Here is a 14,036-nt window from a genome sequence, read left to right as displayed (position 1 = left end):
GACGGCTCCCCTGAGGGAGCCGTCTTTTTTTGCATGGTGCCTTCCCACCATCCTGCGGGCCTGCCGTCACCGGGCTGTCACAGCCGCCTCTTACAGTCGCGCGATTTGTCACACAGGGGGATGGTGAGCATGCGCGCGAGTACTTTGGATTGGCGGCACAAGGCGATTGCAACGGCCTGCCTGGCCCTGTGTGGCGCTGCATGGTCCGCGCCCTTCACCCCGGGCAACCTGGTGGCCTACCGCGTGGGCACGGGCACAGGCGCGCTGCCCGTGTTCCTGGATGAGTACCGCGTGGACGGCACCCTGGTGCAATCGCTGCCGCTGTCAGGCGGAGCGACGCCGCTGACGGCCAGCAGCAAGGGCTCGGAAGGCCTGCTCAACCGCTCGGACAATGGCCTGTGCCTGGTGGTTCCCGGCTATGCCGTGGCCACCGGCGGCACCGAGCCCAACGGCGTCACGGCAGCGGCGGCCCCGCGCGCCGTGGCCGTGGTGGGGTTCGACTCCGACGTGAAAAGCCTGCGCCCGCTCGGCACCACGGCCTTCAGCAAGGACACCATCCGCGCAGCAGCCAGCAGCGACTGCGGCGCCGTCTGGGCCAGCGGCAAGGGTACGGCCACGGCCAACAATGGCATCTGGCATGTGGCTGCCGACGGCACGGGCATCTCCCAACTGAACAGCAGCAATGTCCAGGGCCTGGCGGTCGCCGGCGGCCAGTTGATCGCCGCCATCAACGGCGGCTCGCTCAACCAGATCGGCACGAATTTGCCGACCACGGGCATCCAGACGGCCCTGCCCCTGGCGGGCCTGACGCCCTCCACCTACCGCGGCATCGCCTTCCTGCAACTCGATGGCGGCCCCGCGCTGGCGAACACCGTCTACGTGGCGGACAACGATACCGGCGCCATCCGGAAATTCCGCCTCTCGATGGACGGCACCAGCTGGCAGCCCGCAGGCTCCATTGCCGGCCTGTCCAAGGTCCACGGCCTGGCCGCCTTCGATACCGGCGGCGGCAATGTGATGCTGATGGCCACCGACACCACGGGCCGCCTGTACCGCGCCTTCGATCACGGCGGCTACGCCGGCACGCTGTCGGGCACGGCCGAGTCCATCGCCGCGCCGCAGGACGGCGTGTTCTATGGCGTGGCCTGGGCCCCGCTGGAGACCGTGCCGGCGACCGTGCCCCCCGCCCCCTCCAACCTGGCGGCCACCCCGGCCGGCAACCGCGTGACGGCCGCCTGGGACGCCGTGCCGGGCGCCGCCTACTACGTGGTGGAGCTGTCGCAGGACAGCTTTGCATCGGTAGCCTCCACGGCCGTGGCCCTGGGCAACAGCCAGGCGCTGGAAGGCCTGCAGCCCGGCAGCTATACGCTGCGCGTGCGCGCCGTCAACGGCCTCGGCGGGAGCACGGCTGCAGTGAGCGTGCCTTTCATGGCCTCGGCCCCGCCGACGGCCTCGCTGCCCGAACTGACCGCGTTTTCCGGCGTGGTCGGCGACGCCAACGACCCGCTGGCCTCGGCAGGCATCGGCTTCACGGTGCAGGATGCGGGGGGCGCTGGCGGCGTACAGGTCACTGCGCGTTCGAGCAACCAGGCCGTGGTGGCCGACGCAGGCCTGGCCGCGTCCAACCAGGCCGGCAACGCCGTGCTCAGGATCACGCCCACGGGCGTGGGCTATGCCGACATCACCGTCACGCTGATCAACGCGGGCGGCGCCTCCGTCAGCCGCACCATCAAGTACGCGGCCTCGGCCAACACCGCGACCAACACCAGCCCGCGCTGGCTGGCCGGGCGCTCGGACGCATCGACGGCCATCGTCATCGATGCCGCCACCATGCTGGTGGGCGACGACGAGGCGCCCGCCCAGGATGCCTCGGGCAATGCGCTGCCGGCCGGCAACTCCTTCTCGGCCTATGGCCCGGCCGGCGGGCTGCCCATCAAGCCGCTGATGCTGGACAGGACCGCCCTGGGCCTGGCCGATGCCGCCGCCTGCACCGCCCCCGGCCTCACGGGCCTGGACAGCTGCAAGAGCGACGAGGAAATGGACATCGAGGCCAGCTTTGCCCTGGGCAGCCGCGTGTACGTGGCGAGCTCGCACTCCAACAACAAGAGCGGCAAGTCGCGCACCGACCGCTGGCGCCTGGCGGCGATGGATGTGACCGGCTCCGGCGCCTCCACGACGCTGACCGCCCAGGGCTACTACCGCTGGCTGCGCGAGGACCTGCGCAGCTGGGACGCGGCCGCGCATGACGGCCTTGCCGCCCACTACCTGGGCCTGGTGGCCAGCTCGGACGGCGGCGCCACCAAGGCGCCCGAGGCCGAGACGATGAGCGGCTTTTCCATCGAAGGCATGTCCACCAGCCCCGACGACGGCGCCGCATGGCTGGGCTTTCGCGCGCCGCTGGTGCCGGCACCGGGCGCGCCGGCCGTCACGGCCGACCAAGCCACGGGCCGCACGCATGCGCTGATCGTGCCCGTGACCAACTTCGCGGCCCTGCCTGCGGCCGATGGCGGCAGCAAGGGCAGCGCCATCATGGGCCAGCCGATCCGCCTGGACCTGGGCGGCCGAGGCATCCGCGAAATCCGCAAGAACGCGGCCGGCGAGTACCTGATCATTGCCGGCCCCTCGGCCAGCGCCACGGGCACCGCGCCGCGCAACTTCCAGCTCTATTCCTGGGATGGCCGCGTGAACGGCGCAGGCCTGGCCCTGAACCTGCGCCCGCGCGCTGCCGACCTGGTCGCCATTACCGTGCCCAATACCGCCTGCTCGGCCGAAGGCATAGGCGCCATGCCGGCCAGCCTGGACGCAGGCGGCAGCGTGGACATCATCAGCGACTGCGGCGATGCCGATTTCTACGGCGATGGCACCGCGGCCAAGGACCTGCCCTATGCCGCCTGGAAAAAGGCGCGCCTGGACAGCCTGGCGGTGCCCGCCCTGTCCACCGTGGCCCTGTCCGCCCAGGCCGTGGACCAGACATCGGCCGTGGTCCAGGCCACGCCCAGCGTGGGCGGCAGCCTGCGCGCCGTGGCCCTGCCCGCCAATGCGCCCGTCCCCAGCTGGGAACAGGTCATGGCCGGCCTGGATGCCGCCGGCCTGCCGGCACCTGCCAGCAACACGGTCAGCACCGCGGCCAATACCGCTGCCACGCTGTCCTTCACCGGACTGGACCCCGCCGTGAGCTATCGCGTGCATGCGGTCAACCTGCCGGCCTCGGGCACGGCCAGCGCGCCGGCTGTGCTGGCCCTGAGCAAGCCTGTGCCCATCGGCACGCAGATCGGCACGGGCAGCAATACGGCGGGCGTGAGCAACGGCACCGGCAACGTGGGTGCAGACCAGTGGCAGTTCGCCTCGAACTCGGCAGGCTTTCAGCCCGCGCCCTCGCAAAGCCCGCTGCCTGGCAACCTGCGCATGCCCTACGGCAGCCTGAGCTTCGTGCTCATGGGCGGCACGCCGGGCTCCATGGCCACCATCCGCATGGACCTGCCTGAAGCCGCACCCGCCCAGGCCACGCTCTGGAAGTACGGCCCCACGGCCGCCACGCCCACGGCGCACTGGTATGAGCTGAGCGCCTCGGCCTACCGCTTCGCACCCGACCGCCGCTCGGTGAGCTTCGACATCACCGACGGGCAGACGGGCGACAGCGACCTGACCGTCAACGGCGTCATCGTGGACCCCGTGGCGGTGGCCGCGCCTGCGGCCCTGCCGCCCGGCGCCACGGCCACCCCCGTGCCCGGCCTGTCCACACTGGCCCAGGCGCTGCTGGCGCTGGCCCTGGGCGGCATGGCCGCACTGCGCCGCCGCCGCAGCTGACGCCAGCCCCCGCCAGCACCGGCAGCGCCCGGCGCCCCTTCAAGCCCCTGCACGGTTTGCCGCGCAGGGGCTTTTTGCTGCGGCCTGGGAAAACCCTGAATCCACCGTGTTGACGGGGCTTGTTGCAAAAACAATAATTACCACGTTAACTAAATCCACACCATGCAGATTCAGCCTTTTCTCCTGGATGACGGCCTTGCGCTGGGCACGGTCTACGGCACGCTGCTCAACCAGCAGGCCACCGTGCAGCGCCTGTCGCCGCAGTTCGACAGCGCGCCCTACAAGGCCGCTCCGCGCGCCCCCGTGCTCTACCTGAAGCCGCGCAACACCTGGGCACGCGATGGCGCTGCGGTGGCCGTGCCGGCCGATCCCGGCGAGGTCCGCGTCGATGCCAGCATCGGCCTGGTGATCGGCCGCAGCGCCACGCGCGTCAGCGAAGCAACGGCTATGGACCATGTGGCCGGCTGGCTGATCGCCAGCGACCTCACGCTGCCGCACGAGAACTACTACCGCCCCGCCATCCGCCAGCGCTGCCGCGACGGTTTCTGCCCGCTGGGCACGCTGGTGCGCGGCGCAGGCTTCGATGCGCAAGCGGCAGAACTCACGGTGTCCATCAATGGTGAACAGGTCTGGCAGCGCGGTTTTGCCGATCTGGTGCGCTCGCCCGCAAGGCTGCTGGCCGACGTGACCGAATTCATGACGCTGTCGCCCGGCGACGTGCTGCTGCTGGGCCCGGGCGAAGGCGCGCCGCTGGCGCGGCCCGGGGACCGCGTGGTCATCGAGGTGCCCGGCCTGGGCCGGCTCACGCATTCGGTGGTGGCAGAACAGGGAGCAGCAGCATGAAGCACGGACGCGTCATCTTCGAAGGACAGACCCTGCAGGTCACCGAAGGCCCGCACGGACAGGTGCAGTTGCCCGATGGCCGCCTGGTGGCGGAGACCGCCGTGCAGTGGCTGCCGCCGCTGCAGTTCGGCACCGTCTTCGCGCTGGGCCTGAACTATGCGGACCATGCCAAGGAAATCGCCTTCAACAAGGCGCCCGAGGAACCGCTGGTCTTCCTCAAGGGCCCGAACACGCTGAACGGCCACCGAGGCCGCACGTACCGGCCCGCCGACGTGGCCTACATGCACTTCGAGTGCGAGCTGGGCGTGGTCATCGGCAAGACCTGCCGCAATGTGCGCCGCGAGGATGCCTACAGCGTGGTCGCCGGCTACTGCACGGCCAACGACTACGCCATACGCGACTACCTGGAGAACTTCTACCGGCCCAACCTGCGCGTGAAGAACCGCGACGGCGCCACGCCCGTGGGCCCGTGGTTCGTCGATGCGGCCGATGTGCCCGACCCCATGAACCTGCGCCTGCGCAGCTGGGTCAACGGCGAGCTCAAGCAGGACGGCAGCACGCGCGACATGGTGCATGACATCCCCTCGCTGATCGCCCATCTGTCGGGCTTCATGACGCTGAACCCCGGCGACCTCATCCTCACGGGCACGCCCGACGGCGTGGCCGACTCCCGCGTGGGCGACGAGATCGTCACCGAGATCGAAGGCCTGGGCCGCCTGGTCAACACCATCGTCGGCGACGAGCCGGCCGCCTCCTGAACCCACCGCACACGCCAAGGAATCCCCATGCGCATTGACCACCTGATCGACGGCAAGGCCGTCGCCGGCAAGGACTATTTCGAGACCGTCAACCCCGCTACCCAGGAGGTGCTGGCCGAGGTCGCCGCTGGCGGCGAGGCCGAGGTGCAGGCCGCCGTCGCCGCCGCGAAGAACGCCTTTCCGAAATGGGCCAACACGCCCGCCACCGAACGCGCCAAGCTCGTGCGCAAGCTGGGCGACCTGATCGCCCGCCATGTGCCCGAGATCGCGCAGACCGAGACCAACGACTGCGGCCAGGTCATCGCCCAGACGGGCAAGCAGCTGGTGCCGCGCGCGGCCGACAACTTCTACTACTTTGCCGAGATGTGCACGCGCGTGGACGGCCACACCTATCCCACGCCCACGCACCTGAACTACACCCTGTTCCACCCCGTGGGCGTGTGCGCGCTGATCTCGCCCTGGAACGTGCCCTTCATGACGGCCACCTGGAAGGTGGCGCCCTGCCTGGCCTTCGGCAACACGGCCGTGCTCAAGATGAGCGAGCTGTCGCCCATGACGGCCGCGCGCCTGGGCGAGCTGGCGCTGGAGGCCGGCATTCCGCCCGGCGTGCTCAACCTGGTGCACGGCTACGGCAAGGACGCGGGCGAGCCCCTGGTGCGCCACCGCGATGTGCGCGCCGTCTCGTTCACGGGCTCGACCCAGACCGGCAACCGCATCGTGCAGGCCGCCGGCCTCAAGAAGTTCAGCATGGAGCTGGGCGGCAAGAGCCCCTTCGTGATCTTTGACGACGCCGACTTCGAGCGCGCGCTGGATGCGGCCGTGTTCATGATCTTCTCCAACAACGGCGAGCGCTGCACGGCCGGCAGCCGCATCCTGGTGCAAAAGGGCATCTATGCGAAGTTCGTGGACCGCTTCGTGGAGCGCGCCAGGAAGATCACCGTGGGCGACCCGCTGGACGAGTCCACCATTGTCGGCCCCATGATCAGCGCCAGCCACCTGGCCAAGGTGCGCCACTACATCGAACTGGGCCAGAAGGAAGGCGCCAGCATGCTGTGCGGCGGGCTCGATGCGCCCGTGCTGCCCGAGCGCGTGCGCAAGGGCAACTACGTGCTGCCCACGGTGTTTGCCGACGTGGACAACCGCATGCAGATCGCCCAGGACGAGATCTTCGGCCCCGTGGCCTGCATCATCCCCTTCAGCGACGAGGCCGAGGCCGTGCGCCTGGCCAACGATATCCAGTACGGCCTGTCCAGCTACGTCTGGACCGAGAGCGTGGGCCGCGCCCACCGCGTGGCCGCCGCCATCGAGGCCGGCATGTGCTTCGTCAACAGCCAGAACGTGCGCGACCTGCGCCAGCCCTTCGGCGGCACCAAGGCCTCGGGCACGGGCCGCGAGGGCGGCAGCTGGAGCTACGAGGTCTTCTGCGAGCCCAAGAACGTGGCCGTCTCGCTGGGCTCGCACCATATTCCGCACTGGGGCGTCTGAACGGGCGACCAGCGACAACGACAAAGAGAACCGAGGAGACAAGACATGCAACGCCGCCATTTCCTGCAATCCACCGCAGCCACCACGGCCGCAGCGCTGATGCTCCCGGGCCTTTCCCAGGCCCAGCCCGGTAGCCCGGCCGGCACCTGGCCCGCAAAGCCGCTGCGCATCATCGTGCCCTTCACGCCGGGCGGCACCACCGACCTGGTGGCGCGCCTGGTGGGCACCGAACTGGGCAAGTCCCTGGGCCAGCCTGTGATCGTGGAGAACAAGCCCGGCGCGGGCACGGTGATCGGCGTGGACTATGTGTCCAAGCAGCCGGCCGACGGCTACACCCTGGTGTGCGTGGCCAACAGCTTCACGGCCAACAAGACGCTGGTGAAGAACCTGCCCTACGACACCACGCGCGACCTCAAGCCCGTGGCGCTGATGGGCCTGTCCGAGCATGTGCTGGCCACCCACCCGGGCAGCGGCCTGAAGACGCTGGCGGACCTGCGCAGCCGCGCCAAGGCCAAGCCCGGCGAGCTCAGCTATGCCTCGTTCGGCAACGGCACCTCGGCCCATCTGTCGGGCGCGCTGCTGTGCCAGGAGATGGGCATCGACATGGTCCACATCCCCTACAAGGGCCAGGGCCCGGCGCTGGCCGACCTGCTGGGCGGCCAGGTGGACGTGATGTTCGGCAACTGGCCCGAGTTCCGCGGCCATGTGCAAAGCGGCAAGCTGGTGGCACTGGGCATGGCCACGCGCCAGCGCTCGCAGTTCGCTCCCCAGGTGCCCACGCTGGCCGAGCAGGGCGTGGCGCTGGAATCCAACTCCTGGCAGGGTCTGCTGGCACCCGGCGCCACGCCCGATGCGCTGGTGCAGCGCATCAACGCCGCCGTGGTCAAGGCCCTGGCCGAGCCCGCCGTGGTGGACGCCTTCGCGCGCGGCGGCATCGTCTCGCAGGCCGGCACGGCGCAGCAGTTCGCAGCCTTCGTCACCAGCGAAATCGCCAAGTACGAAGCCATCATCCGCCGCGCCAACATCACGCTGGGCTGAGGCCGACACCGGGAGCCGCCATGAGCCTGTACACCATGCAGAAATTCCTGTTCCAGCTCAACCGCGAGCCCGAGGTGCAGCGGCGCTTTGCCGAGGACCGCGCCGCGCTGCTGGCCGAGTACGCACTGGAGCCCGAGGAGTACGAAGCCATGTTCCACGGCGACATCGGCAAGCTCTACGTGCTGGGCTGCAACGGCCAGCTGCTGATGCACTTCGCGCCGCTGCTGGGCATGCCCTGGGCCGACTACCTGCAGGCCATGCGCGACGGCGTGCAAAAGCACGGACCGGTGCGCGCGGGCGTCTACGCGATGACGACAGCCACCAACGAAAAGATCGCAGGAGTTTGAGATGAGTCTGGTATTTGCAGGCGTTTGCAGCCACGCGCCCGGCATCACGGGCCGCGCACACCTGGCCGATCCGGCCACCAGGGATGCCTTCCATGCCGCCTTCCGCGACATGGGCGCACGGCTGGAGGCGGCGCGGCCCGATGCCGTGATCGTCATCGCGGCCGAGCACTTCGCCAACTTCTTCATGAACAACATGCCGGCCTATGCCATCGGCATGGCGGACCACTACGAAGGGCCCATCGAGGACCCGGCCTGGCTGGGCATAGAGCGCCACCGCATTCCCGGCAATGCCGAGCTGTCGCGGCGCCTGATCACCGAGGTCATGCAGACCGTGGACGTGGCCTTTGCCGAGGAGTGGAAGTTCGACCACGGCATCATGGTCCCGCTGCACTTTCTGACGCCGGCCTATGACAAGGACATCATCCCGGTCAACATCAACTGCCAGGGCCCGCCGCTGACGCCGCTGCACCGCGCCTGGGCCTTTGGCGAGGCCCTGCGCCGCGCCTGCGACAAGGCGCCCGAGCGCATCGCCATCGTGGGCACGGGCGGCATCTCGCACTGGCCGGCCACGCCCGACTCGGGCAAGGTCAACTGGGAGTGGGACCAGCAGTTCATGGACCGCTGGTGCCGCAACGACCGGGACGCGCTGCTGTCGTACACCGACGCCGAGACCTACCGCGACGGCGGCCAGGGCGGCTTCGAGATCCGCAGCTTCATCGCCGTGGCCGCCGCCGCGCGCGGCGCGGGCCAGGTGCTGTACTGCCAGCCCATTCCCATCTTCGCCGTGAGCTGCACGGCCGCCACCATGGAGGTGGCCTGAATGCCGCACGTGGTCATCCTCTACACGGCCAGCCTGGACGCGCACACCGACATGACGCAGCTGTGCCGCGCCCTGGCCGACACCATGCTCACCGTGCGTGCCGAAGACGGCGCCCAGGTCTTTCCCACGGGCGGCACGCGCGTGCTGGCCTACCCCGCGCCGCACAGCGCCGTGGCCGATGGCGGGGCCGCGGGCCGTGCGGCCGGCGGCGATGGCGACTACGGCTTCATCTACATCAACCTGCGCATGGGCCGGGGCCGCTCGGCCGCCGTGCAGCAGCAGGCCGGCGACGCCCTGCTGGCCTGCGCGCGCCGCCATCTGCAGCCGCTGTTCGCGCAGCGCCACCTGGGCCTGACCGTGCAGGTCGATGAAAGCCCGGGCCAGGTGTATGACGGCAAGCACAGCACCCTCCACCCTCTCTTTTCCAGGCCTTGAAATGTTTTCCCAAGAACTGTTGACCCAACTGGCCCAGGAGCTGGACCGCAGCGAGAAGACGCGCGTGCAGGTCGAGCATTTCTCCAAGCGCTTTCCCGGCATGACCGTGGAGGATGGCTACCGCGTCTCGCGCGAATGGGTGCGCCTGCAGATCGCGGCGGGGCGCAAGGTGATAGGCCACAAGATCGGCCTGACCTCGCGCGCCATGCAGATATCGAGCCAGATCGACGAGCCCGACTACGGCACCCTGCTCGACAGCATGCTCTACCGCTGCACGCCGGGCCAGGTGCTGGACATCCCGGCCGCCCACTTCATCGCGCCGCGCGTGGAGGTGGAGCTGGCCTTCGTGCTCAAGGCGCCGCTGCGCGGCCCGGGCCTGCCCGGCGGCAAGGAGATCACGCTGCAGGACGTGCTGGACGCCACCGACCATGTGACGCCGGCCATCGAGATCATCGACGCGCGCATCGAGCAGTTCGACCGCCACACCAAGGCCATGCGCAAGGTCTACGACACCATCAGCGACAACGCAGCCAATGCGGGCATCGTCACCGGCGCCGGCCGCGCTGACCCCCAGGTGATAGACCTGCCCTGGTGCGGCGCCATACTGCGCTGCAACGGCGTGGTCGAGGAGACCGGCCTGGCTGCCGGCGTGCAGGGCCATCCCGCCATCGGCGTGGCCTGGCTGGCCAACAAGCTCTCGCCCTGGGGCGAGGCCCTGGAGGCCGGCCAGACCGTGCTGGCCGGCTCGTTCACGCGCCCCGTGGCCGCCAAGCCTGGCGACCTGTTCGATGCCGACTACGGCCCGCTGGGCCGGCTGCAGTTCCGTTTTGTCTGAGCGCCTTCGTCCAGGCGCCTGCACCGTACTTCCAGGAGATTTCCCATGCCCCTTGCCCTGCGTGACCCCAGCCTGCTCAAGAACCTCTGCCTGATCGACGGCCAATGGCTGGCCGCCGACGATGGCAGCCGCATCGACGTCCACAACCCCGCCACGGGCGAAGCCGTCGGCCATGTGCCCCGCATGGGCGAGGCCGAGACGCAGCGCGCCATCGCCGCCGCCGAGCGCGCCTTCGCCCTCTGGAAGCAGCAGACCGCAGAGGCCCGCGCGCGCCTGCTGCATCGCTGGTTCGAGCTGATGATGGAGAACCAGGAGGACCTGGCCCTGATCATGACCAGCGAGCAGGGCAAGCCCCTGGCCGAGTCGCGCGGCGAGATCGCCTATGCGGCCTCCTACGTGCAGTGGTTTGCCGAGGAAGCGCGCCGCATCTACGGCTCCACCGTGCCCGCGCCCTGGGCCGACAAGCGCATCATCGTGACCAAGGAGCCCGTGGGCGTCTGCGCCGCGATCACGCCCTGGAACTTCCCGGCCGCCATGATCACGCGCAAGGTCGCGCCCGCCCTGGCGGCGGGCTGCACCATCATCGTCAAGCCCGCGCAGCAGACACCGCTGTCGGCCCTGGCCATGGCCGAGCTGGCCCAGCGCGCCGGCATTCCCGAAGGCGTGTTCAGCGTGATCACGGGCTCCTCGCGCGCCATCGGCGGCGTGCTCACGGCCAGCATGGCCGTGCGCAAGCTGACCTTCACGGGCTCCACCGAAGTGGGCCGCGTGCTGGCCGAGCAATGCGCGCCCACGCTCAAGAAGATGTCGCTGGAGCTGGGCGGCAACGCGCCCTTCATCGTCTTCGATGACGCGGACCTCGATGCCGCCGTGGAAGGCGCCATGGCCTCCAAGTACCGCAACACCGGCCAGACCTGCGTGTGCGCCAACCGCCTGCTGGTGCAGGACGGCGTGTACGACGCCTTCATGGCCAGGCTCAAGGTCGCCGTGCAGGCCCTCAAGGTGGGCAACGGGCTGGAGGCCGGCGTGGGCCAGGGCCCGCTGATCGACCAGGCCGCCGTGGACAAGGTCGAGGAGCTGGTGGCCGACGCCGTGAAGAACGGCGCCGAGGTCGTGCTGGGCGGCAAGCGCCATGCGCTGGGCGGCACCTTCTACGAGCCCACCATCCTGGCCAACGCCACGGACCGCATGCGCATCGCCAGGGAAGAGGTCTTCGGCCCCGTGGCGCCCGTGTTCCGCTTCAAGACCGAGGAAGAGGCCATCCGCATGGCCAATGACACCGAGTACGGCCTGGCCGCCTACTTCTACGCCCGCGACGTGGGCCGCGTGTGGCGCGTGGGCGAGGCGCTGGAGTACGGCATGGTGGGCATCAACAGCGGCATCATCAGCACGGCCGTGGCGCCGTTTGGCGGCGTCAAGCAGTCGGGCATGGGCCGCGAGGGCGGCGCCGCCGGCATAGAGGAATACCTGAGCACCAAGTACCTGTGCATGGGCCACTGAGGCCCGGACAATCACACCATGCAGACACCTGTGAACCGCTTCAAGGCCGCCATTGCGGCCGACCAACCCCAGATCGGCCTGTGGCTGGGCCTGGCCGACGCCTATTCGGCGGAAATCTGCGCGGGCGCCGGCTTCGACTGGCTACTGATCGACGGCGAGCATTCGCCCAACGACACGCGCACCCTGCTGGCGCAGCTGCAGGCCATCGCGGCCTATCCCGACAGCCATGCCATTGCCCGCGTGCCCATGGGACACGGCGAGGTCGGCGAGATGCTGATCAAGCAGTACCTGGACATCGGCGTGCAGACCCTGCTCGTGCCCATGGTGGACACGGCCGAGCAGGCCGCACGCATCGTGCGCGCCGCGCGCTATCCGCAGGCCGACGGCCAGGGCGGCATCCGCGGCATGGGCGGCGCACGCGCCTCGGCCTGGGGCCGGCGCGCCAACTACGCCCATGAAGCCAACGCCCAGGTCTGCGTGCTGGTGCAGGTGGAGACGCGCCAGGCGCTGGCCCACCTGGACGCCATTGCCGCCACCGAGGGCGTGGACGGCGTCTTCATCGGCCCGGCCGACCTGTCGGCCTCCATGGGCCACATCGGCAACCCCGGCCATCCCGAGGTGCAGGAGGCGATTGCCGACGCCATCGCGCGCATACGCCGCGCCGGCAAGGCGCCCGGCATTCTCACGCCCAATGAGGCCCTGGCGCGCAAGTACCTGGAGCTGGGCTGCACCTTCACGGCCGTGGGCCTGGACACCAGCGTGCTGGTGCAGGCCACCAGCGCGCTGGCTGCGCGCTTCAAGCAGGCAGCGGCCCCCGCGCCGAAAAGCCAGACCTATTGAGGCCCCGGCCTGACAAGGCGCGCGCAACGCCGCTCCGGGGAGGGAGCGGCGGCTGCATAGAATCCAGCCGACAGATGCTGCCGAACATGCCCCAGACCACGACCTCTTTTGCCCCCGAGCCGCTGCGCGCCTTCTCGCGCTCCCTGCCCATGGCGCTGCTGCGCGCACGCGAATCGGTCATGGTGCGCTTTCGGCCCATGCTGCGCGCCCATGGCCTGACCGAACAGCAGTGGCGCGTGCTGCGCGCCATGGCGGCGGTCACGCACAGGCTGCGGCCCATGGAGCTGTCGCAGGCCACCTACATCAGCATGCCCAGCCTCTCGCGCCTGCTCAAGACGCTGGAAGGCCGGCAGCTGGTGGAGCGCTCGCGCCACGCCAGCGACATGCGCGGCGCCGAGTTCGAGCTCACGGCGGCCGGCCACGCCATCGTGGCCGAGATCGCGCCGCATTCCTCCGAGACCTATGCCGAGATCGAGCGCCTGGTGGGCCATGAAGAGATCGAGCAGCTCTACGCCCTGCTCGACCAGGTCGTGCAGCGCCTGGGCGCGGCCGACGGCAGCCAGGCCGAGGAATAGCCGCCCCGGCACGCCGGTCGGGCACTGCCGGGCACAATCGCCCCATGCCGCAGCCGATTGCCGTCATCGACTTTGAAACCACGGGCATGGCGCCCGCTCAGGGCGCGCGTGCCACCGAGGTCGCCATCGTGCTGATCGAGGGCGGCCAGGTCGTGGACCGCTTCCAGAGCCTGATGCGCACGGGTGCCTGGATACCGCCCTTCATCACGCGGCTGACCGGCATCACCAATGCCATGGTCGCAGCCGCGCCGCCCGCCGAGGAGGTGATGCGCGATGCCGCCCGCTTCGTGGGCAGCGCGCCCATGGTGGCGCACAACGCGGCCTTCGACAGCAAGTTCTGGCAGTCCGAACTGGCCCTGGCCGGCGAGGCCGCGCCCCAGCCCTTTGCCTGCACCGTGCTGCTGTCGCGCCGCATCTATCCCGACGCGCCCAGCCACAGTCTGAGCCGGCTCACCGCCCACCTGGGCCTGCCCGTGGCCGAGCGTGCCCACCGGGCGCTGGCCGATGCCGAGATGGCCGCCGCCCTGCTGGCGCGCATGCAGCAGGACCTGTGCCGGCGCTATGCGCTGGCCTGGCCCGAGCATGCCCTGCTGATGCGGCTGCAGCGCTGCGCGCGCGCCCGCATGGCAGGCTGGCTGCAGGAGAACGCCGCGCCCGCCCAGATGCGCATGGCGCTGTGAGCCGGCACGGCGCACGCAAGGCAAAGACCTCCCTGGCCAAATCCCCATCGGCCGCATCTGCCGGCATCCGCAC

The 14,036-nt window shown here is 69.9% G+C and carries 13 protein-coding genes; all 13 read left to right on the top strand.

The genetic code is table 11. The features are described from left to right. Nucleotides 1-129 precede the first annotated feature (129 nt). The 13 genes from AAN986_RS00555 to AAN986_RS00495 all read left to right on the top strand — a co-directional run bounded on the left by AAN986_RS00555 (nt 130) and on the right by AAN986_RS00495 (nt 13,963). Nucleotides 130-3,807 carry a fibronectin type III domain-containing protein gene (locus AAN986_RS00555; protein WP_047217606.1) on the top strand — a complete coding sequence of 1,226 codons (3,678 nt, stop codon included), beginning with the start codon at nt 130-132 and terminating at the stop codon, nt 3,805-3,807. A gap of 162 nt (nt 3,808-3,969) precedes the next feature. Then, nucleotides 3,970-4,650 carry a fumarylacetoacetate hydrolase family protein gene (locus tag AAN986_RS00550; RefSeq protein ID WP_047217571.1) on the top strand — a complete coding sequence of 227 codons (681 nt, stop codon included), beginning with the start codon at nt 3,970-3,972 and terminating at the stop codon, nt 4,648-4,650. After that, the gene (locus AAN986_RS00545) at nt 4,647-5,408 is read left to right on the top strand and encodes a fumarylacetoacetate hydrolase family protein (protein ID WP_047217570.1); all 762 of its coding nucleotides are present in this window, start codon (nt 4,647-4,649) and stop codon (nt 5,406-5,408) included. The genes AAN986_RS00550 and AAN986_RS00545 overlap by 4 nt, the downstream gene beginning before the upstream one ends. 27 nt (nt 5,409-5,435) lie before the next feature. Then, nucleotides 5,436-6,893 (top strand): 5-carboxymethyl-2-hydroxymuconate semialdehyde dehydrogenase, encoded by a 1,458-nt coding sequence (gene hpaE, locus AAN986_RS00540; protein WP_017405675.1) that lies wholly within the window; start codon nt 5,436-5,438, stop codon nt 6,891-6,893. 45 nt (nt 6,894-6,938) lie between these two features. Further along, nucleotides 6,939-7,931 (top strand): tripartite tricarboxylate transporter substrate binding protein, encoded by a 993-nt coding sequence (locus AAN986_RS00535; RefSeq protein WP_047217569.1) that lies wholly within the window; start codon nt 6,939-6,941, stop codon nt 7,929-7,931. Between the two features lie 20 nt (nt 7,932-7,951). Then, nucleotides 7,952-8,278 (top strand): aromatic ring-opening dioxygenase subunit LigA, encoded by a 327-nt coding sequence (locus AAN986_RS00530; protein ID WP_012202043.1) that lies wholly within the window; start codon nt 7,952-7,954, stop codon nt 8,276-8,278. 1 nt (nt 8,279) lies between these two features. Further along, nucleotides 8,280-9,098, top strand: a complete 819-nt coding sequence (locus tag AAN986_RS00525; RefSeq protein WP_012202042.1) for an extradiol ring-cleavage dioxygenase — start codon at nt 8,280-8,282, stop codon at nt 9,096-9,098. Further along, a complete protein-coding gene (locus AAN986_RS00520; protein ID WP_012202041.1) occupies nt 9,099-9,533 on the top strand; it encodes a 5-carboxymethyl-2-hydroxymuconate Delta-isomerase in 435 nt (144 codons plus the stop codon). Nucleotide 9,534: 1 nt separating this feature from the next. Next, nucleotides 9,535-10,368 carry a 2-oxo-hept-4-ene-1,7-dioate hydratase gene (gene hpaH, locus AAN986_RS00515; protein ID WP_034365851.1) on the top strand — a complete coding sequence of 278 codons (834 nt, stop codon included), beginning with the start codon at nt 9,535-9,537 and terminating at the stop codon, nt 10,366-10,368. Nucleotides 10,369-10,413: 45 nt separating this feature from the next. Then, entirely contained in the window at nt 10,414-11,868 is a 1,455-nt protein-coding gene (locus AAN986_RS00510; protein WP_016452253.1) for an NAD-dependent succinate-semialdehyde dehydrogenase, read from the top strand. Between the two features lie 18 nt (nt 11,869-11,886). Further along, nucleotides 11,887-12,708 (top strand): aldolase/citrate lyase family protein, encoded by an 822-nt coding sequence (locus AAN986_RS00505; protein WP_012202038.1) that lies wholly within the window; start codon nt 11,887-11,889, stop codon nt 12,706-12,708. Nucleotides 12,709-12,794: 86 nt separating this feature from the next. Continuing rightward, nucleotides 12,795-13,283 (top strand): homoprotocatechuate degradation operon regulator HpaR, encoded by a 489-nt coding sequence (gene hpaR / locus AAN986_RS00500; protein WP_016447335.1) that lies wholly within the window; start codon nt 12,795-12,797, stop codon nt 13,281-13,283. Between the two features lie 44 nt (nt 13,284-13,327). Further along, nucleotides 13,328-13,963, top strand: a complete 636-nt coding sequence (locus AAN986_RS00495) for a 3'-5' exonuclease (RefSeq protein WP_016447334.1) — start codon at nt 13,328-13,330, stop codon at nt 13,961-13,963. Nucleotides 13,964-14,036 lie beyond the last annotated feature (73 nt).

Origin of the sequence: Delftia sp. DS1230 (genome assembly GCF_040112715.1) — a bacterium.
In the GTDB taxonomy this organism is placed as follows: Bacteria; Pseudomonadota; Gammaproteobacteria; order Burkholderiales; family Burkholderiaceae_C; genus Comamonas; species Comamonas tsuruhatensis.
The sequence above is the reverse complement of the archived record's forward strand: the minus strand, read 5'-3'. Positions and strand labels throughout refer to the sequence as shown.

Excerpts from the sequence above, each read along its gene's own strand:
- AAN986_RS00555 (WP_047217606.1), top strand. The coding sequence starts at position 130 with ATGCGCGCGAGTACTTTGGATTGGCGGCACAAGGCGATTGCAACGGCC.
- AAN986_RS00550 (WP_047217571.1), top strand. The coding sequence starts at position 3,970 with ATGCAGATTCAGCCTTTTCTCCTGGATGACGGCCTTGCGCTGGGCACG.
- AAN986_RS00545 (WP_047217570.1), top strand. The coding sequence starts at position 4,647 with ATGAAGCACGGACGCGTCATCTTCGAAGGACAGACCCTGCAGGTCACC.
- hpaE (WP_017405675.1), top strand. The coding sequence starts at position 5,436 with ATGCGCATTGACCACCTGATCGACGGCAAGGCCGTCGCCGGCAAGGAC.
- AAN986_RS00535 (WP_047217569.1), top strand. The coding sequence starts at position 6,939 with ATGCAACGCCGCCATTTCCTGCAATCCACCGCAGCCACCACGGCCGCA.
- AAN986_RS00530 (WP_012202043.1), top strand. The coding sequence starts at position 7,952 with ATGAGCCTGTACACCATGCAGAAATTCCTGTTCCAGCTCAACCGCGAG.
- AAN986_RS00525 (WP_012202042.1), top strand. The coding sequence starts at position 8,280 with ATGAGTCTGGTATTTGCAGGCGTTTGCAGCCACGCGCCCGGCATCACG.
- AAN986_RS00520 (WP_012202041.1), top strand. The coding sequence starts at position 9,099 with ATGCCGCACGTGGTCATCCTCTACACGGCCAGCCTGGACGCGCACACC.
- hpaH (WP_034365851.1), top strand. The coding sequence starts at position 9,535 with ATGTTTTCCCAAGAACTGTTGACCCAACTGGCCCAGGAGCTGGACCGC.
- AAN986_RS00510 (WP_016452253.1), top strand. The coding sequence starts at position 10,414 with ATGCCCCTTGCCCTGCGTGACCCCAGCCTGCTCAAGAACCTCTGCCTG.
- AAN986_RS00505 (WP_012202038.1), top strand. The coding sequence starts at position 11,887 with ATGCAGACACCTGTGAACCGCTTCAAGGCCGCCATTGCGGCCGACCAA.
- hpaR (WP_016447335.1), top strand. The coding sequence starts at position 12,795 with ATGCCCCAGACCACGACCTCTTTTGCCCCCGAGCCGCTGCGCGCCTTC.
- AAN986_RS00495 (WP_016447334.1), top strand. The coding sequence starts at position 13,328 with ATGCCGCAGCCGATTGCCGTCATCGACTTTGAAACCACGGGCATGGCG.